This is a genomic window from Amycolatopsis magusensis (assembly GCF_017875555.1).
GTDB classification, from domain to species: domain Bacteria; phylum Actinomycetota; class Actinomycetes; order Mycobacteriales; family Pseudonocardiaceae; genus Amycolatopsis; species Amycolatopsis magusensis.
The window spans coordinates 7,846,277-7,863,561 of the sequence record NZ_JAGGMS010000001.1; the positions used below are offsets into that span (position 1 = coordinate 7,846,277).

At 70.2% G+C, this 17,285-nt stretch carries 20 protein-coding genes; 11 read left to right on the plus strand and 9 right to left on the minus strand.

Annotated features, from left to right (window positions below; all coding sequences use genetic code 11):
• Positions 1-226: 226 nt before the first annotated feature.
• On the minus strand, positions 227-1,003 hold the full coding sequence (locus JOM49_RS35030; protein ID WP_209668425.1) for a TetR/AcrR family transcriptional regulator: 777 nt from the start codon (positions 1,001-1,003) through the stop codon (positions 227-229).
• 108 nt (positions 1,004-1,111) lie between these two features.
• Here JOM49_RS35030 and JOM49_RS35035 point away from each other — a divergent pair, with 108 nt between their 5' ends.
• Positions 1,112-1,855, plus strand: a complete 744-nt coding sequence (locus JOM49_RS35035; RefSeq protein ID WP_209668426.1) for a DUF2306 domain-containing protein — start codon at positions 1,112-1,114, stop codon at positions 1,853-1,855.
• Positions 1,856-2,144: 289 nt separating this feature from the next.
• Complete coding sequence (locus tag JOM49_RS35040; protein WP_209668427.1) at positions 2,145-3,290, plus strand: carboxylate-amine ligase; 1,146 nt, start codon at positions 2,145-2,147, stop codon at positions 3,288-3,290.
• A 13-nt stretch (positions 3,291-3,303) separates the two neighbouring features.
• Here JOM49_RS35040 and JOM49_RS35045 read toward each other — a convergent pair whose 3' ends face one another.
• Together JOM49_RS35045 and JOM49_RS35050 are read right to left on the minus strand one after the other, a co-directional pair.
• A complete protein-coding gene (locus JOM49_RS35045) occupies positions 3,304-3,705 on the minus strand; it encodes an ATP-binding protein (protein ID WP_209672322.1) in 402 nt (133 codons plus the stop codon).
• Positions 3,668-4,120 carry a DUF6292 family protein gene (locus tag JOM49_RS35050; protein ID WP_209668428.1) on the minus strand — a complete coding sequence of 151 codons (453 nt, stop codon included), beginning with the start codon at positions 4,118-4,120 and terminating at the stop codon, positions 3,668-3,670. The genes JOM49_RS35045 and JOM49_RS35050 overlap by 38 nt, the downstream gene beginning before the upstream one ends.
• Positions 4,121-4,296: 176 nt before the next feature.
• On the opposite strand from JOM49_RS35050, the gene JOM49_RS35055 reads away from it, so the two are divergent.
• Positions 4,297-4,728 carry a DUF6766 family protein gene (locus JOM49_RS35055; RefSeq protein ID WP_209668429.1) on the plus strand — a complete coding sequence of 144 codons (432 nt, stop codon included), beginning with the start codon at positions 4,297-4,299 and terminating at the stop codon, positions 4,726-4,728.
• Between the two features lie 90 nt (positions 4,729-4,818).
• Here JOM49_RS35055 and JOM49_RS35060 read toward each other — a convergent pair whose 3' ends face one another.
• A complete protein-coding gene (locus JOM49_RS35060; protein WP_209668430.1) occupies positions 4,819-5,787 on the minus strand; it encodes a glycosyltransferase family 2 protein in 969 nt (322 codons plus the stop codon).
• Between the two features lie 115 nt (positions 5,788-5,902).
• On the opposite strand from JOM49_RS35060, the gene JOM49_RS35065 reads away from it, so the two are divergent.
• On the plus strand, positions 5,903-6,364 hold the full coding sequence (locus JOM49_RS35065; RefSeq protein WP_209668431.1) for a DUF4383 domain-containing protein: 462 nt from the start codon (positions 5,903-5,905) through the stop codon (positions 6,362-6,364).
• Between the two features lie 374 nt (positions 6,365-6,738).
• Positions 6,739-7,263 carry a DUF2231 domain-containing protein gene (locus JOM49_RS35070; protein ID WP_209668432.1) on the plus strand — a complete coding sequence of 175 codons (525 nt, stop codon included), beginning with the start codon at positions 6,739-6,741 and terminating at the stop codon, positions 7,261-7,263.
• A gap of 48 nt (positions 7,264-7,311) precedes the next feature.
• Here the strand turns inward: JOM49_RS35070 and JOM49_RS35075 are convergent, their stop codons facing one another.
• Complete coding sequence (locus JOM49_RS35075) at positions 7,312-8,178, minus strand: manganese catalase (RefSeq protein WP_209668433.1); 867 nt, start codon at positions 8,176-8,178, stop codon at positions 7,312-7,314.
• A 155-nt stretch (positions 8,179-8,333) separates the two neighbouring features.
• The gene (locus JOM49_RS35080; RefSeq protein WP_209668434.1) at positions 8,334-8,867 is read right to left on the minus strand and encodes a hypothetical protein; all 534 of its coding nucleotides are present in this window, start codon (positions 8,865-8,867) and stop codon (positions 8,334-8,336) included.
• Between the two features lie 446 nt (positions 8,868-9,313).
• On the opposite strand from JOM49_RS35080, the gene JOM49_RS35085 reads away from it, so the two are divergent.
• From JOM49_RS35085 to JOM49_RS35100, 4 genes are all read left to right on the plus strand, one after another.
• Complete coding sequence (locus tag JOM49_RS35085) at positions 9,314-9,481, plus strand: hypothetical protein (protein WP_209668435.1); 168 nt, start codon at positions 9,314-9,316, stop codon at positions 9,479-9,481.
• Positions 9,482-9,674: 193 nt separating this feature from the next.
• Entirely contained in the window at positions 9,675-10,289 is a 615-nt protein-coding gene (wrbA, locus tag JOM49_RS35090; RefSeq protein WP_209668436.1) for an NAD(P)H:quinone oxidoreductase, read from the plus strand.
• Between the two features lie 344 nt (positions 10,290-10,633).
• On the plus strand, positions 10,634-11,350 hold the full coding sequence (locus JOM49_RS44235) for an ANTAR domain-containing protein (RefSeq protein ID WP_209668437.1): 717 nt from the start codon (positions 10,634-10,636) through the stop codon (positions 11,348-11,350).
• 88 nt (positions 11,351-11,438) lie between these two features.
• Positions 11,439-11,693: a hypothetical protein gene (locus tag JOM49_RS35100; RefSeq protein WP_209668438.1), complete on the plus strand. Its 255-nt coding sequence runs from the start codon at positions 11,439-11,441 to the stop codon at positions 11,691-11,693.
• Positions 11,694-11,700: 7 nt separating this feature from the next.
• Here JOM49_RS35100 and JOM49_RS35105 read toward each other — a convergent pair whose 3' ends face one another.
• From JOM49_RS35105 to JOM49_RS43940, 3 genes are read right to left on the minus strand one after another with little or no spacing between them, the layout of a single operon-like run.
• Positions 11,701-12,435, minus strand: coding sequence for a GAF and ANTAR domain-containing protein (locus JOM49_RS35105; RefSeq protein ID WP_209668439.1), 735 nt, complete (start codon positions 12,433-12,435; stop codon positions 11,701-11,703).
• 12 nt (positions 12,436-12,447) lie between these two features.
• The gene (locus JOM49_RS35110) at positions 12,448-13,170 is read right to left on the minus strand and encodes a GAF and ANTAR domain-containing protein (RefSeq protein WP_209668440.1); all 723 of its coding nucleotides are present in this window, start codon (positions 13,168-13,170) and stop codon (positions 12,448-12,450) included.
• 53 nt (positions 13,171-13,223) lie between these two features.
• Entirely contained in the window at positions 13,224-14,117 is an 894-nt protein-coding gene (locus JOM49_RS43940) for an ANTAR domain-containing protein (RefSeq protein WP_308158980.1), read from the minus strand.
• Between the two features lie 240 nt (positions 14,118-14,357).
• Between JOM49_RS43940 and JOM49_RS35120 the strand changes: the two genes are divergently transcribed.
• Both JOM49_RS35120 and JOM49_RS35125 read left to right on the plus strand, forming a co-directional pair.
• Complete coding sequence (locus JOM49_RS35120; protein ID WP_209668441.1) at positions 14,358-16,970, plus strand: DNRLRE domain-containing protein; 2,613 nt, start codon at positions 14,358-14,360, stop codon at positions 16,968-16,970.
• Between the two features lie 43 nt (positions 16,971-17,013).
• On the plus strand, positions 17,014-17,220 hold the full coding sequence (locus tag JOM49_RS35125; protein WP_245369577.1) for a hypothetical protein: 207 nt from the start codon (positions 17,014-17,016) through the stop codon (positions 17,218-17,220).
• The last annotated feature ends 65 nt before the right edge of the window (positions 17,221-17,285 follow it).

A 17,285-nucleotide genomic window follows, 5' to 3' on the forward strand; every position in this document is an offset into this window, starting at 1 on the left:
CCACGCTGGACGCCCGCCAAGTCACTCAAACTACCTCCCGCGGCCGCCGCTGACGCCGCGAGTAGGCGCCATTGAACCCGTTCGCCTGACACCCGACGATCGCCAAAGCCGTACGCGTCAGGCGAAATCCGGACGCGCGGCGATTTCCAGACGTCAGCCCCGACAACCCACGCCGCCGCACAGCAGCCGCAGCGCGCAGTCGGCCCGGAACACCGCGGCACGCACGCTACATCGCCCCTGATGATCTTCCCTTGCCGTGGGACGCCACCCAGGCCTCCACGCCGTCGAGGAACCGGTTCACCCCGAAGTCGAGTTCGACGGGCAGTCCGTGCCCTTCGTGTTCGGCGGTTTCGGCGGTTTCCACGGCTTCGGCGGCGTGCACGGCGACCAGCGCGGGATAGGCACGTTCGTCGATGACCTCGTCGAGCAGCCGCCCGAGCTCGGCCGCGCTGGTTTGGTGCGACTTGGCCAGGTCCACGCTGATCTGGGCGGTGCCGCGGACGACCGCGGTCAGGTGCATGGCCGCCGCCCTCGCCTGCCCGCCCGCCAGCCCGGCCGCGAGCAGGGGCCGCAGGAGGCGGTCGAGCCACGCGAGCTGGTTGGGCCCGATCGGCGAGTGGTCGATCGGGACGCGCAGGATCCACGGCCGGGTCTGGAAACCGGCCCACAACGCCGCGACCCACTGGCGGACCGCGTCCCGGAAGTCCGCCGTGCCGTCGATTTCGGGCGGCTGACCGGCGCCGATGTCGGCCGCCACCTCCAGCAGCAGGTCCTTGCTCGGGATGTGGTTGTAGAGCGACATCGTCGAATAGCCCAGCTCCGCGGCGATCCGCTGCATCGACAGCGCCTCCAGGCCGTCGGCGTCGGCGACCCGGATCGCGGCCTGCGCGATCTGCTCCACGGAGAGCTTGGGCCGGGGCCCGCGCCTGCCCCCGGCACGCCCCGACCACAGCAGCGCCAGGCTGCGCTCCAGGTCCGGGCTCTTGCTGTCTCGTGTCGCCATTCGCCATCCCGTCCGTGTCGTCTCCCCGCCAGTCTAAAACTATGTACGTCATACGTTATTATGTATGCTGTACATAGTTTCCCCGCGTCTCCTCACGAACGGACCACCATGACCGCAACTCCGACCACGCCGCCCCACCGTGCGAACGCCTGGTCGCGCCATCCCTGGATCGTGCCGCTGCTGCTGGTGGTCGCGGCTTTCCTGGCGTTCTCCGTGCCGCCGTACCTGACCCTCGACCCGTCGCTGTCGCGGCTGGAACCGCCGCCGGGCAACGACCTCTACTACCCGCTGCTCGTCGCGCACGTGGTGTTCGGGACCGTGGCGATGGTGACCGCGTGCTTCCAGATCTGGCCCGCGTTCCGCACGCGCCACCCGCGCGGGCACCGGATCACCGGCCGGATCTACGTGTTCGCCGGCGCGCTGCCCGCCGGGGTGCTGGGGCTCTACATCGGCTGGCACACCGCCGCCGGGCCGTCCGTGCGGGTCGCCAACCTCGTCGGCTCGGCGCTGTGGCTGGCGGTCACCATCGCCGGGCTGTACCTGGCTCGCCGGCGCCGGTTCGGTGAGCATCGCAAGTGGATGTCACGCAGCTTCGCGCTGGCCATGTCGATCGTGCTGAGCCGAATCATCAACGTGGTGGCCACCATCGTGCTCACCCCGCAGGTGGACACCACCTTCCACGGCAGCGCGGAACTGATGCAGTACAGCGCGGTGAGCATCGGGACGTGGCTCAGCCCGCTGCTGCTACTGCTGTTCACCGACTGGCTCCTCGAACGCCGCAAACCCGGCAAGCGGCAGCCTTCCCACCGCGGCCCGGTCGCCCAGGCGCCGAGCCCGGCACGAGCGGGGTGATCGCGGGCCGTCCACCGTCCACAGTGGTCTGCAAGCCCGTGGACGGTGGCGGGGTGGATCAGCAGCAGAGCGAGATCTCCGTCGCACCGGGTGTGCGGAATAGTCGCGTGTCTTCGGCTCCCGTTGTTTGCTTCACGATGGAATTGCCTTGCTCCACGGTGGAACTGTCGCGGAAAACCGTGTTTGACCGGGCTGGTCAGTGGTAGCCGGTGTGCGTCGGTCGAGCCCGTGCCGAATCGCGACATCCCCTTTTCTTCGCGGTGTATTCCGTGGATTGCCGAGGTATGCCATGTCGAGCATTGACGCGCCCTCGATGGGTGTGGAGGAGGAATTCCTCCTGGTCGACTCCGCCGGGGACACCCTCTCGTGCGCGGACCAGGTTCTGGACGCCGCCGGCCCGGTCGGCCTGCCGGCACAGCGGGAAGTCGGGCAGGCCCAGCTCGAACTGAACTCACCGGTCTGCCACGACGCCCGTGACCTGCGCCGGCATGTGCTCACCGCGCGGGCCACCGCCGCGGCCGCGGCCCTGTCCGCCGACGCCCGCCTGATCGCCGCGGGCGTCCAGCCCGGCGGCACCCGCTTCCCCGACCTCACCGACCACGACCGCTACCGCGACCTGGCCGCGCACGCCGGACCGCTGCTCACCGAACAGCTGGTCTGCGGCTGCCACATCCACATCGGCGTCCCCGACCGCGAGATCGGCGCGCAGGTGCTCAACCACCTCCGGCCCTGGCTGCCGACCCTGCTCGCGCTCACCGCCAACTCCGCGATCCACCACGGCCGCGACACCGGCTACGCCAGCTGGCGCGCGGTCCTGCAATCTCGTTGGGCCTGCGCCGGAGCACCGCCCTACTTCACCTCGGCCGCGCACTACGACGAACTCGTCACGACGATGGTCGACAGCGGCGCGATACTGGACGAAAGCGCGGTGTACTGGGATGCCCGCCTGTCCGCGCACCTGCCCACCGTCGAGATCCGCGTCGCGGACGTCCCCGCCACCGCGGACGAGACCGTGGTGCTGGCGACCCTCGTGCGGGCGCTCGTCGCCGCCGCACAACGGCTGATCGCCGAGGGACAGGCCGCGCCCCTCGTGCCCGAACAACTGCTGCGCGCGGCCACGTGGCGCGCCGCCCGCGACGGGCTCACCGGCTCGGGCATCCACCTGCCCACCGGACGGCCCCAGCCCCAGGCGGACCTCCTCGCCGAACTCATCCGGCACGTCCGCCCGGAACTGGACCGGTTCGGCGACCTCCGCCTGACCACCACCCTGCTCAACCGCGTCCTCGCCCAAGGCAACGGCGCGACCCAGCAACGCCACGCCTTCTCCGCCCGCGGAACGGTCACCGACACGCTCGCCCACCTGGAACGGCTCACCATCCAGGACCTGCCCTCACCGACCACACCACCGGAGCGGCCCAAAGCGGTCCAGGACTGACCGTCCCCGGTGGTCAACCGCGGTCGAGCGGGAACCGCGCCCACACGGTCCGGTGGGCACCCGAGCACCGGACACCCCAGGACGCGGCCAGGCGCTCGAGAAGACAGCGTCCGACGAACACGTCCACGCTCGGGCGCCCCGGCGCCAGTACCGGGTGGTCGAAGTAGTCCACTTCGACCGACAGGTGCGCCGCCTCGGAGTCTTCACGGGCCAGCCGCACGGCTCGCAGGGTGGCCGGGGCGCGAACGACATCGGTGAGCAATTCGTCCACCAGCAGCAACGCGTCGTCGACCACCGCGTCCGGGCACCCGCCCAGCAGATCGCGCAGCAGGGTCCGGGCGTGCGCGGGCGCGTTGCGCACCTTCGCCCGGGATGCGTCACCCCGCAAGGTGAACGAACGGGTGTGCCTGACCACCCTGCCCTCCAGAGGCGCACCGGCCCAGCCGCTGAACCAGGTCGTCGTGGTCCCCCGTCCGGCGCAGCACGGGTGGCTCCGGGGAGGTCAACCGCACCGCGCTCAGGGGCAGGCACGCGAACCGCGCGACCACCGCGGGTGGCGGAAGCACGTCGCCACCCAGGTAGGCCAGCACGATCAAGTCCTCCGCCGAGGCGGTCTCCACCGCCAGTGCCCAGCCGTGCTCCTCGTCCCACACCAGCGCCAGATCACGGTCCGGGAAGCGGGGAAGCCGCTCGTCGATGGCCACGTAGGCGTGCGCGGGCGAATCCAGCTGAACGAAGAAACACCCGCCGCCCAGACCGAGTTCGGCCGCCACTTCACGCACGTACCAGGCCAGGCCGCGAGCCGCGGCCAGATCGAATTCGATGTTCATGGCGTGACCGCCTCTCACCGGAACCGAGAGTCGCCACCTGCTTGACGAAACGCCGGGATACCCACCCGAACACGGCGCCAACCACAGTTCCGGCGTGTATTCCGCCCGGCGGCGGGTACCAACGCCGGGCGCCGCCGATCCCACCGGTGGCCAGTCCGGAGAAGAGGTGTTCGGGGATGCGGAAGAATCTGCACCGGCGAGGACGACCGCCGTTCGGCAAGGCCTACTCGTTCGCGATCATCACCTTCGCGTTGTTCCTGCTCAGCTGGATCGGCCAATTCGTCACCCAGCTGATCGAGGTGTCGAACAACGCGGAAGAACACGGGCAGGTCTTCACCTGGGCCGATTTCGTGCCGCAGTTCCTGTCGGCGACGTTCGAGAACTGGCAGTCCGAATTCCTGCAACTGGTGTGGCAGGCCATGGGCCTGGCGATGCTCTTCTACTGGGGCTCATCCCAGTCACGCGAGGGCGACGACCGCCTCGAGGCCAAAGTGGATGCCCTGCTGCGGGAGCGGGGCATCGACGTCGAGGCGATCGACGCGGCCATCGTCGACGACGTGAGCGGGCGCTCGAAGGACCGCGACCCGGCCGCGGAGAGCACACGCTGACCGGCAGCGGTTCCCGGCCGGGATCGTGGGTAGACCGAACGTGCCTGCGGTGGTCCTACCGGCCACCGCAGGTCCCGGAACCCGGACCGGCTAACGGTTCTGCTCCCGTGCCAAGCGGAAATCCGAATGCGCGGCGACTTCCAGGCGCCCGCCCCGATAGGCCACGCCGCCGCGCAGCAGTCGCAGCGCCACGGCCAGCCAGCTGCACACGCCACGTTCGGCCAGCCACAACGGAACCCACAGCGGGCAGTCGGCCGGGAACACCGCGGTCCCACCCGCTCGCCGGCGCCCGGCCTCAGCGGCGGCGACCGCCGAAACCAGCGCCATCCCCGCGGCCCCGCCCCGCCGGGCCAAAGCCGCGGCCACGGGAAGGATGGCGAGCTCGGCGGCCAGCCGCGCGGGCTGGGCGAAGCTGTCGTACGCCTGGCGCACCCGCTGGGACAGGAACACGCGCGAGTCCGGGGGGAGGCGCCGCACCAGCAACGCCGGGGCGTGGCGGACCGTGCCACCGCGGGCCCGGATGGTCCTGATCAGTTCGAGGTTCTCGAACAGCACGTTCCCGTCGTAGCAACCCAAGCGGTGGAAGGCCTCTCGGCGCACGGCCAGCGTGCCGGGGTAGTCGTGGCCGAAAGCCCGGTTGAGCAGACTGCGCGCGGTGTCCCACCGGCAGTGCCACGGCAAGGGCCGGAAGTAGTTCTGCGGCACGACCAGGTCGCTGTGCTCGAGCAGGCGGACCGCCGCCGCGAGTTCGTGCGGTTCGTAACGCACATCGTCGTCGGCGATGACCACCCGGGCGGCCCGCACCCGGCGCAGCCCGGTGCGCACCCCGGCGACCTTCCCGTTGGCGCAGCGCAGCTCCGGGTCGGGCCGGCAGTGCTCGACCAGGTGCCCCCATGCCCGCGCGTGCCGGTCGAACCACGGCTGAGCCGACCCGTCGACGACCACCACCTCCGCGTGCCGGGACAACCAGCTGAGGTACGCGGTGAGTTCGGTCAGGCCCTCGTCGTGCTCGCGCCGGAACGGAAGGACGTAACCCGGTCTGCTGTCCACCTCGATCATGGCGGGCGGATACCCGTTCCGCGGCCCACTTCGCACCAGGATTACCCGCACCCGCGCGGGGTAGCCGGTACCCGTTCACGTTCAACGGACGACACGCGCAGGAAAGGACACGCTGATGGCCGGCCGGAACCCGCAAGCCACCCGTACCGCCCGCAGGCCCGTCCAGCTCGCCGCACTGGCCGTCTCGGTCGTCTTCCTGCTCGTCGGGATCATGGGCTTCATCCCCGGCATCACCCAGGACTACGACACGATGACCTTCGCCGGGCACCACTCCGAGGCGATGCTGCTCGGTGTCTTCGCCGTCTCGATCCTGCACAATCTCGTGCACCTGGCCTTCGGCGCCGTCGGTCTCGTGCTCGCCAGGTCGGTCGAGGGTGCCCGCAACTTCCTCATCGGGGGCGGCGTCGTCTACCTGCTGCTGTGGATCTACGGCTTGGTCGTCGACCACGACTCCACGGCGAACTTCGTGCCGCTCAACCACGCCGACAACTGGCTCCACCTCGGCCTGGCACTGGGTATGATCGGGATGGGCGTCCTGCTCATGGACAAAACCGCCGAACCGCGCTCCGCGAAATAGCGCGTCGTTCCCGCGCGCCGCTTCCCGGCGCAGAAGTTCCAGGATCGAGCGTTGTTCGGACGGCTCAACGGCGAGTACGAGACCAGGCGCCCGTTGGGCTTGGACCGCGCCAGCCGTTCACCGAGCAGCGCGAGTCCGGTATTCACCGGATTCGCCCGGACGCGCAACGAGTTCATGATGCCGCGGAAGGTTTCCACGTCCGCGGCGACTTCGGCCAGTGGCGCTTCGAACGCCATGCCGCGGTTGTTGCGCGCCGCGCGCCTGGCGAGTTCCCGCCACGTCAGTCCGAGCGCGAGCTGGTCGTTGAGGTAGATCCCGAGCAGTTGGTCCACCCGCCCGAGTTACCCGGTCCGGCGGCGGGGTAACCGGGCGGCATGAACCCGCACCAGTTGCTCCAGCGCGTCGAATCGTGGCGCGCCGCCGACGGCCCCGCGGCCGGACTCGCCGACCGGATCCGCCGGACCCTGGACCGAACCAAGAGCCGGCGGGCACTGCGTGGCGCCTGGCTCGGCCACCCACTGCACCCCTTGCTGGTCACCGTGCCCATCGGCGCCTGGGTGTGTTCGGCGATCTTCGACTTCGGCACCGGCGACCGGGATGCCGCCTGCAAGCTCGTCGCCTTCGGCCTGGCCGCGACGCCACCGACGATGCTGCTGGGACTGGCCGACTACGCCGAACTCGACCAGCGCCAGCGACGGGTCGGTTTGGCCCACGCCGCCGCCAACGCCACCGGCGCGGCGCTGTTCGCGGTGTCCTACCTGTGCCGCGCACGTGGCGCACACCGCGCGGGCGCGGCGGCCGGCCTGGCCGGGCTCACCGCCATCGGCGCGGGCGGCGCGCTCGGCGGGCACCTGTCCTACGCCCAGGGCGCGGGAGTGCACCGCTGGCAATCGTCCTGACCGGACGGGGCTCGGGTGGCGTCAGGCCGCCACCCGAGCGGGTCGTGCTCAGCTCTTTTTCTTAACCTGCTTGGTTTTGGCCTTCGTGGCTCCCGCGTCGTTCTTCACCACGGCGTAGGTGCCGTACAGCGCGGGGTCCGGTTTCGGGGCGGTGCCGGGACCACCCAGCGGTTCCGGGTCCATCAGGTACTCGATGGAGTTCTTGCCCTTGCTCCACCCACCCGAGGCCCCGTCCGGGCCGTCCGAGAGGTGCCAGATGGTGTTGTTGTGCACCTGGTCCTCCTCGTCGAGCAACGCGTTCGGCGCGATCGGCGTCTCCTCGAGACCGTCCGCCTCCAGCTCCTCGATCGCCGCGAGCCACTGCTTCTGGTGCACGGTGTCGCGGGCGAGGTTGAACCGGAGCATTTCCTTGACCCCGGGGTCGTCGGTCATGTTGTACAACCGCGCGGTCTGCAACCGTCCTTGTGCTTCGGCCGCGGCGTTGGCGCGGAAGTCCGCCAGCAGGTTGCCGCTGGCCACGATGTAGGACCCGATCCACGGCACACCCTGGGAGTTCTGCGGCATCGCCCCGCCCCCGGCCACGATCGCCTGCTGCGGGTCCATCCCGCCGATCACCGCGGCCATCACCGGATCCTTCACCGCCTCCGCGGTCACCGTCGACGGCGCACCCTCGAGCAGCCGGGCCACCATCGTGGCCAGCATCTCCACATGCCCGATCTCCTCGGTCGCGGTATCCATGATCAAGTCTTTGTACTTGCCCTCCATGCGGCAGTTCCACCCCTGGAACAGGTACTGCATGGTCACCGTCATCTCGCCGTACGCCCCGCCGATGAGCTCCTGCAACTTCCGCGCGTACACCGGATCGGGCCTTTCCGGCTTGGCCTCGAACTGCAGCAATTTCGTATGCCGGAACACCGTCTACAACCTCCTGGAATAGGTGAGCAGAGCACCGGCTTCCCGGAAAAATCGCGTTCATGCGCGGGAAGGGCCGCGGACTGAACTCGATCGGATGTTCCTCGTTCGCATGAGTGGACCTTCAGGCAGCTAACTGCTACGGGCTCGGTCCTCGCTCAACGGCTGTGCGCCTCCTTGCGCGGTACCGGGCCGACTCCGGGGTGGCGACCGGGCAGCACCGCGGCGTGCTGTTGGCCGGGACCGAGCCCGGAACGCGCCGCCAGCCCGTCGGCCACCACGCCGGTGACGAAGGCGTAGACCGTCTTGTGCACCAGGTCCACCACCAGTTCACGCCGCGGCCAGGTACTCGGCGGGGCGCCGACGCCGGTGGCGTTCTCCAGGATCTGGTCGTTGGTCAGGCGGACCACGGCGAACTTGGCCGACGCCCACGGGCCGCGCAGCCCGGCGTGGGCCATCACCGACCGCAGGCAGCCCAGGACGATGCCCTGGCCGAAGTGCATCGCCCAGTTCACCGCCACCGGCTGCCGCCCCGGCCGTTCGTCCATCCCGGTCAGCCGCTGCAGCACGCGCGCCGGCACATGGGAATCCGGCCGGCCGGTGAAGCGCTGTTCGAGCTTCTCGCCCAGCGTCATCACCGCGACCCCCGCCGCGCCGGAGACCAGGCCCTGCCACACCGCCTTCTTCATCATGCCGGTCGGCTACCCGGCCTCTGGACGGTTATGCCCGGGCACGGTCGCACCGGCGCCTCGTGCCCACCTTCCCTGGCAGAGCGGCCCCGAAGGGAACGTGCTGCTGCGGTTGATCAAGACCACCGAAGGACACCGCACACCCACAGCCGCGCCCATGCACAACACCGCGTGGCGGTCGCCGCCGCCCGCACCGCGACTCGGCGGCGGCGACCGGCGCCGGTGGACCAGGACCAACCCCCGACCGGGTGTCCGGAAAAGTGCCGCGGCAGATCACGAGTGAGAGCGGGCAGGGCGGGTAATCGCCCGAATACCGGAACGGTGCCGATGCACGACCCCCAGGTGCACCGGACGCCGTTCCCGCGAAAAGGTGGCTCGCCGGGCGCCTGCCGTACCGGGCGACGCGCCTGGCGAGCCACCCCCGGAACCGAGATGACCAGGAGGCAGGCATGCGCCGCGAAAGCGATCTGCACTCACCCCGCGAAGACGACGAACTGAAAGCCGAACTGGAAGGCACCCTGCGCAGCGGCGGCCCCACCCGCGCCGACGAGTCCCGGGACCCCGAAGGCCCCGCCGACGACGACCCCGACGTACCGCCCCTGGGCGGCGGCGCCTGAGCTGAACAAACGCACCGTTCACCGGGGATATCGGCACCACAAATCCGGGCGCGGGAACTGCTGACCGGCCCAGCCGCCGGGATCTCGTTGTCCCGTTCGGAATGTGCCGGACCGGGTGACAGCACGCTTGGCGCCGGCTCTCGCGGGTAGCCCGCGGCTTGGCTCTGCAACGTCGATCACGGGAGCACCACTGATGGCGAAGGTCAAGACCGCCGTTGTCTACTACTCGGCCACGGGCAGCGTGTACACCCTGGCGCAGGCCGCGGCGAAGGCCGCCGAACTCGCGGGGTCGGAGGTGCGACTGAGGAAGGTGCGCGAACTGGCGCCGGAGGAGGCGATCGCCAGCAACCAGGGGTGGGCCGCGCACGCCCGGCAGACGCAGGACGTCCTCGAAGCGACCCTGGCCGACCTGGAGTGGGCCGACCTGCTGATCCTGGGGGCACCGACGCGGTTCGGGATACCCGCGGCGCAGCTCAAGCAGTTCATCGACACCACGGGTCCACTGTGGGCGGAGGGCAAGCTCGTGAACAAGGTCGCGACGTCGTTCACCTCGGCGGCCACCGCGCACGGCGGGCACGAAACCACGATCACCGCGCTGAACAACACCTTCTACCACTGGGGCTGCCTCATCGTCCCGCCCGGCTACGCCGATCCGATCCAGTTCCAGGCAGGCAACCCGTACGGTACGAGCCACACCTCCGACAACGGCCAGGTTCCTCCCGGCGAGGTCGAACTCGCGGCCATGTCGTTCCAGGCCAAGCGCGCGGTGGAAGTCGCCGCCGCGCTGAAGGCGGGACTCTCCCGCTAGCCGCGAGCGAACCGGGGTCCGTCACCTCCGGCACCCGGTTCACGGCCGCGTTCGCTCGTCTGGCGGAAGCGGTACGATGGGGAAGTATCGTGGGGTCGTTCAGACTGTGTGGAACCTGTCGGAATGTGGCCTTGGGCGGGCGACCGAGAACGAGGCGAGCCGAGCACCTGCCAGCGGGCATGACGCACCCCTCTGCGGGTTGAACCGCTCCTGCGCTCGTCGGTGGCCGGATCCTCGTCCCCGCGGCTGAGGAACCCCACTCGACAGGTGACTCCGATGCACGACACCGAACGTTGTCCCGCCGCCCAGGCGGCACCCGGGATGGCGGGCTTCCCGGTGGCGGTGTGACACCGCCCGACGACCTCGAAACCATCCTGGCTCGCCTGCACCACGCGGCAGCCGAAGGGCAGCATCTCGGCGCCGTGGCCTCTCTGCGCATCGCCGGGCTCCTCGGCCTGGACGCCCTGACCATCGACATGGTCACCGGCGCCGGGCTCCTGGACCTGGTGTGGTGCGACCCCGCCGATGGGCCGGCGCCTGAGCTGGACAACCTGCAGTACACCCTCGGTGACGGTCCCACTCTGGAAGCCGCCCGGGTGGACTACACGGTGTTCGAGCCTGATCTGACCACCACCGACCAGGCCCGCTGGCCGTTGTTCCTGCCTGCCGCGATGCGGTCCTCCGCCCGGGCCGTCATCGCCGCCCCACTACGGGTCCAGGGCGGGATTTCCGGAGCCCTCACCGGCTACCGGGCCACGCCTGGGACCATGACCCCGTCCCAGTTCCGGGATTTTCACCGCGTCCGGCAGGCGCTATTGCCCTTGCTGCTGCAGAGCGTGCAGAGTTTGCTGGTCAGCGACTCCGATGGCGGGGACGGCCTTCGCCGCTACCGAGAGGTAGTCGAGCAAGCCGCCGGCTTCCTCGCCGGCGCCCTCGCCATCCCGCCCGATCAGGCACTCGCCCGGCTCCGCGCACACGCCTTCCACCACGACCGCTCCCTGACCGACGTCGCCCGCGACACCCTGTCCCACCGGCTGCGGCTCGACGACCACCACTCCTGAGTCGAGCACCGGCCTGGTGCGAGGCGCTTCCGCTCAGCGAAAGAGAGCGTGGGTGGCGTGATCTCCTGCTCGAGAGGACGGTGTGAGCATGACATTCGAGCAGGACGAGCACGCCGTGGAAACCCTGGCCCGCCGGGTTCAGCGCGGGGTGGGCCAGCGAGCCGGGTTCCACGAGGCGGTCGGTGTCCTGCGTGGCTGGCAGGGCTGCGATTCGGCCCGAGCCCGGCAGGACCTGGCGGACGGCCACGACGGGCAGGACGCGGAGGTGACCCGCGTTTCGGCACAGGTCAACGCGCGGGCGAGGCCGGGCACCGATCCGGACCTCGACTTCGCCGAGCGCTGAGCGCGATTCAGGCGAGGGATCCGGGGTCCAGTACGCCGTCGGCGACGGCACGCACAACCACGCGCAGGGTTTGCCGGGTGCGCACGGCATAGCCGGACAGCAGCGCGCTCGCGGCCGCCGGGGTGGTCCCCAGGGTCCCGGCGACGATGCCGATGGCCTGACCCAGGTAGACCCGATCATCCAAAGTGGACAGTGTGTGCTCGGTGAGCCGGTCGGCCCGTCGCTGCCCGCGTTCCTGCACCAGGCCCAGCACCGCCAAGTCGGCCAGCACGCGACCGAGCCGGACCAGGTCCGCATCGCCCCGCTGCTCCTGCGCGTAGAGCACGTTGAGCCCACCCACCACGTTGCCGTCCAACCACATCGGGACGGCGATCGCCGCGTGGTAGCCCAGTTCCAGCGCGACCGGCACGAACTCGGGCCAGCGAGTCCGCTCGCTCGCCAGTTGCTCGGCGGCGACGACGTCACCGGCCTCCACGCACTCGACGCAGGGCCCGTGCTCGACCTGGGCCTGCAACAGTTCGACCAGGTTGGCCGGAGTGTCCGAGGCGGCGAGGACGTCGAGCCCGCCACGCGGGTCGACGACCATGACGCCGCTCGCGGCCGCCCCCATCAGTTCGACACCGGCGTCCACGACCAGGCGCAGCACCGCCTCGCTGTCGGATCCTTCGACCAGGCGTGCGGTGATCCCGCCCAGGACCGAGGTCACTGCGCTCCCGGTCCGCTCCGGTGTGCGATCAGTCATGCGTCCTCCGGCTCACTCGGCCAAGTCGTCCAGCGCGATACGGCGCTCGATCACATCACGCGCCACGTCCAGTACCGGACGCCCGTGCCCGAACGCGTGCGCGCGCAACCGGGCGAACGCGTCGTCCAGGTCGATGCGCAGCCGGGCGGCCAGGATCCCGGTGGCCACGTTGACGTCGTGGAACGAGGTCACCAGCCGAGGTTCGTAGACCTGCCCGGCACGCTCGGCGAGGTCGGCCTGCCGCAGCAGGCCCGCCGCCACCAAATTAGCCGTCAGCACCGCGTCGGTCGACTCGTCGTCACCCAGTTCACCGACGTGGTGGCGGAACAATTCGAGAGTCCCCAGCCGTAGGGCGCCTACCTGTAGTGGGAACACGAACACCGCGGCGACCCCAGCGGCGAGCGCCTCCTCGGCATATCCGGGCCACCGCTGCTGATCGACCCGCAGGTCGGGCACCAGTACGGGCTCGTTGCCCCGCAGGGCCTCCATGCCGGGCCCCTCCCCCACGGTGTACTGCGTTTCGGCGAGTCCGGCAGCCCAGGCGTCGCTGGCTCCCAGAATCTCCTGCGCCCGCTCGCCGCGCACCCACAGCGACAGCGTGGCCGCGTCCACCCCGCGGAACTCGGCCACCACACTCAGGCAGACCTCCTGCGCCCAGCCGGGCTCCCGCTCGGGCGCCTCCGCCCAGGCCGCGACCACGCGCCAGAGCCGCTCACGTCGCCGCCGACCGTCCACCCCGCGCTCATCCCTCCGGCCGGCCGCGTCCGACAGCAGCTGGTCACCCCAGCTTACGAGAGAGCCCCCGGCCGGGCAGCTCGACTCCGGCCGGCCTCCTCGAGGAGCCGACGCACCCAACGCTCGTTCCTGTCGCCCTGGCCGCCCAGGCCCGCTGATGGCCGCACCGGATCGACGTGGTGGGTGACTACCCGTCCCGCAAGCTCGGCGAGCTTGATGTTGAACCGCTGGGACGTGCGACGCAGGATGTCGAAAGCCTCATCCTCGGAACAACCACAGCGGTGCATGATGAAGCCTTTGGCCTGGCCGATGACATCTCGGCTGTCGAGGGCACGCCGCAGGTGCCGCTCCCGCTCCTGCAACTGCTCGACCGCGTCGGTGCGGGCCAGCGCCAGCGCGGCGTGCGTGGCCAGCAGCAGCGCCTGATTCCGGTCGTGGAGGTCGAAAGCGGACTCCGTGCGGGAGTAGAGGTTCAGCGTTCCGGACAAGGGCGCTCCCTCACCCGGGTCCACCGCGGTGGACACCACGGCGCGCACGCCCAATCCGCTGGCCGCCGAAGCCCACCTCGGCCACCGCGGTGCGGCGTCCAGTTCGTACACACACGCACCGGCCGCGTCGAAGCCCGGGCCCTCCCCCAGCTGGTACTGCAACTGGTCCAGAGCCGTCGCCACCGGGTCGGTGGCGACCGGAACGTGCGGCCTGCCATCGGCACCGCGCATCGTGACGCTGGCGAGGTCGGCCGCCGAAACGAACGCCGTCCCGGCGAACACGATCCGTTCCAGCACCTCGTCGGCCGTTCCGGCCGACAGCAGCGACGCGGTCAGGCGGCTGAATCGTTTACCCCACAACAGGTGCGCCGCCGCGTACGTCCCTTTTGTACCGCTCTCGGGGTCGAACCGGCTTCCCACGGTCTTCCGCTCTCTGTCCCGTGCCTGCGAGCACGCCACTCACGACGTTTTCGGGGTACCCGCTGGGCGCAGAGGCATGCATCACCGGAACAGGGACATCGCGGGCGGACCATTCGTCACCACCCGCCCCGGCTACTGGCCACGCGAGCTGGCCGGAGTGGTGGTCCAGTCCTTCCTTTCCTGCCAGTGAAACGCCTGCGAGCGGGCTGATCCAGGGGGCAACCAACACTCCCCTGCAGGCGTGGACCTCCTGTATGCATGCAACCGGGGAGGGCCAGCATGACCTTACGAAGATCACTGACGTCGCTCGTCGTCGCGCTCGCCAGCGCGCTCACTGTCACCGGTGGCGCGATGGCGGCAGCGGAAACCACTGGTCAACAGCGTTCCGAGGGGACGCTGTCCGCGACGTCCTGGGGTTACGTCGACTCAGCGGCACCGACCACCGCCCACTTCAAGCCATCCGGCAACTTGCCGATCGGCACCTGGGACAACACACCGCACCGCCAACGCTCGTACGTGAATTTCGATCTGAGCTCGTTGCGGGGTGCGCCCTTCACGACGGTGTTGCTGTCGGCCGGCGAGACGTACTACGTCGGCTGTGACAGCCGCGCCACCGAGGTATGGCGGACCTCCGCCTACACCAAGCAGTCGACCTGGGAAAACCGCCCGGCGGAGCGGACACGGGTAGCGTCCAGGGGTGGCGACGGCACCTGCATCGACAACGACGCCACGTTCGACGTCACCACCGCGGTGCGGGACGCGGTCGAACACGATCTCCGTCACCTCACGCTGGGCTTCCGCGTCGCCGAAGCCCACGAGGCGGACCCGGCGTTCTATCGGCTGATCGAGGCCCCGGCAACGCTGCGGGTGGTCAACAACGCGCCGCCCGCGGTGCCGACCGACCTCCGCACCAACGACGAACCCTGCGCCAAGGACGGCACCGGAGCGCTGGCGAGCCACCAGCTGAAGCTGAGTGCCCAGGTATCCGACCCGGACGGCGACTCCACGTCCGGGCAGTTCACGTGGTGGCCGGTGGCGGACCCGTCGCAACGGCACACGGGTGCCGGCCCGGGCAGCCCCGCCGCGGCGTACCCGGACACCTGGGACCTCGCCGACGGCACCTACGCGTGGGAGGTGCACGCACAGGACAGCTGGGGGGCGAAGTCGTCCACGGTGGGCCCGTGCCGGTTCACCGTCGACCGCACGGATCCGAACGCCCCTGCCGTCGTCTCCGCGACGTACCCGGCGGGCGCCGAGGGCGGCGGGGTCGGTGTGGCGGGCGAGTTCACCTTCTCCCCCAACGGTTCCACCGACGTCGTGCGGTACGACTACGACTTCGGCTTCGGCGGGAACACGCGTGAGATCGCCGCAGGCCCCGACGGCGCGGCCACCGTCAGCTTCACGCCGACGACCAACGGCTGGCACTCGGCGGTCGTGCGGGCGTGGGACCGGGCCGGCAACCTTTCGCTCACCACCTACTACTCGTTCCAAGTCAAGGAGACGCGGCCGGCGGTCACGTCCGACCGCTACCCGCCGCAGGGCGGCCCGGACGGCGGCATCGGCGTGCCGGGCGTGTTCCGGTTCGCGCCGGGGATGCCGAATGTCGTGGCGTATGACTACCGGCTGGACGACGGCGCGTCCGCCACGGTCGCGGCCGGCCACGACGGCGTCGCCGAGGTGACGATCACGCCGGCCACCGGTGGTGAGCACGTGCTGTTCGTGCGCAGCACCGACACCTCGGGCGTGACGTCGCCGGAACGGGAGTACCGATTCCTCGTTGATGCGTCACCGGTGGTGAGCGGGCCGGAGAACGTCGACCTGGGCACCTCGGCCACGTACACGGCAACCCCGAGAATGCCGGACGTCGTCGAGTACGACTACTGGTTCGCGAGTGCCGAGAGTACGAAGTGGACGGTCAAGGCGAACGCCGGCGGAACCGCCACGCTGCCGGTCGAGTTCACCTCGGCTGAGGTGAACCTGCTGCGGGTCCAGGCCCGCGACGCGTCCGGCGGGCTGTCCCCGGTGACGGAGAAACGGTTGTCGCTCAACACCTGGCGACCGGCGATCGGCTACGAAGGAGACATCGGGACGGAGGGCGGAGCCGCCACGTTCACGTTCACCACCCCGATGCCGAACGCCGTGGAGTTCGAGTACTGGCTGAAGGCAGACCCGGCGACCAGGTGGACCGTGCCGGTCAGCGGGAACACCGCGACGGTGAGCTACAGCCCACCCAGGGCCGGCGACTACGAGATGGTGGTGCGCGCGAGGAACACGGCGGGCGTGTGGTCGTCGACGGGCAACATCACGTGGACGGCGACGAACGATCCCACGGTGACCTCGAAGGAGTTCCAGGCGAACGGGCGGGTGTTCCCCGGTACCTTCGCGCTGGAAGCCCGCCAGCCGGGCGCGGTGGCGTTCGAGTACTCGTTCAACTGGGGCCCGTTCCAGCGTGTGGCCGCTGAGAACGGGCGCTACCTGCTGGCGTGGACTCCCCCTCTGCCGCCGGAAGGCTCGGCCTACCACAATCTGCGGGTGCGCACGGTGACGGCCGACGAGGTCTCCTCGCAGGAGAACAGCTACGGGTTCGGCATCTCGAGCGCGCCGTACGTGTCGTCCGAGGAGTACCCGGAAGGCGACTGGTCGGGCGGTGTCGGTGTGCCGGGCACGTTCACCTTCACGCCGGGTATGCCGGGCATCGTCTCGTACACGTACCACGTCCGGAACGACCGGGGTGCCGTGACAGAGGACTTCACCGTGCCGGCGGACAGTTCTGGTGCGGGGACGATGACGTGGACCCCACCGGACCGAGGCATCTACTCGGTCATCGTGCGGGGCAACACGGCCGACGGCACCAAATCGGCTGGAATCGGCTACTCGGTATACGTCAACTGATCGCGTAACCGGCGGCCCCGCTCCCGCCAAGGAGCGGGGCCGCATGCTGGTGTTCCTCGACGCGATGGTCCCCGAAGACGGTGAAACCACGGTCGACGTCCTTCCCGTCACCAAGCAGCTCATCGACCTCACCGTGGACGGCTGGCGGGTTCCGCCGATGCCGGAGCAGCCACCAACGCTCGGCTTGTCCGGCGGCCCGTCCCAGCAGGCGAACGGGTGCGCGAACTGCCGACCGGTCACGACCGCATGATCACCACGCTAGGTCGGGCGAACGACTCCACCACGCTCAGCGCCCACGACCACGTGTCGGCCACC

Coding starts and splice junctions, on each gene's coding strand:
- JOM49_RS35030 (WP_209668425.1), bottom strand. CDS start 1,003: ATGGCGACACGAGACAGCAAGAGCCCGGACCTGGAGCGCAGCCTGGCG.
- JOM49_RS35035 (WP_209668426.1), top strand. CDS start 1,112: ATGACCGCAACTCCGACCACGCCGCCCCACCGTGCGAACGCCTGGTCG.
- JOM49_RS35040 (WP_209668427.1), top strand. CDS start 2,145: ATGTCGAGCATTGACGCGCCCTCGATGGGTGTGGAGGAGGAATTCCTC.
- JOM49_RS35050 (WP_209668428.1), bottom strand. CDS start 4,120: ATGAACATCGAATTCGATCTGGCCGCGGCTCGCGGCCTGGCCTGGTAC.
- JOM49_RS35055 (WP_209668429.1), top strand. CDS start 4,297: ATGCGGAAGAATCTGCACCGGCGAGGACGACCGCCGTTCGGCAAGGCC.
- JOM49_RS35060 (WP_209668430.1), bottom strand. CDS start 5,787: ATGATCGAGGTGGACAGCAGACCGGGTTACGTCCTTCCGTTCCGGCGC.
- JOM49_RS35065 (WP_209668431.1), top strand. CDS start 5,903: ATGGCCGGCCGGAACCCGCAAGCCACCCGTACCGCCCGCAGGCCCGTC.
- JOM49_RS35070 (WP_209668432.1), top strand. CDS start 6,739: ATGAACCCGCACCAGTTGCTCCAGCGCGTCGAATCGTGGCGCGCCGCC.
- JOM49_RS35080 (WP_209668434.1), bottom strand. CDS start 8,867: ATGATGAAGAAGGCGGTGTGGCAGGGCCTGGTCTCCGGCGCGGCGGGG.
- JOM49_RS35085 (WP_209668435.1), top strand. CDS start 9,314: ATGCGCCGCGAAAGCGATCTGCACTCACCCCGCGAAGACGACGAACTG.
- wrbA (WP_209668436.1), top strand. CDS start 9,675: ATGGCGAAGGTCAAGACCGCCGTTGTCTACTACTCGGCCACGGGCAGC.
- JOM49_RS35100 (WP_209668438.1), top strand. CDS start 11,439: ATGACATTCGAGCAGGACGAGCACGCCGTGGAAACCCTGGCCCGCCGG.
- JOM49_RS35105 (WP_209668439.1), bottom strand. CDS start 12,435: ATGACTGATCGCACACCGGAGCGGACCGGGAGCGCAGTGACCTCGGTC.
- JOM49_RS35120 (WP_209668441.1), top strand. CDS start 14,358: ATGACCTTACGAAGATCACTGACGTCGCTCGTCGTCGCGCTCGCCAGC.
- JOM49_RS35125 (WP_245369577.1), top strand. CDS start 17,014: ATGCTGGTGTTCCTCGACGCGATGGTCCCCGAAGACGGTGAAACCACG.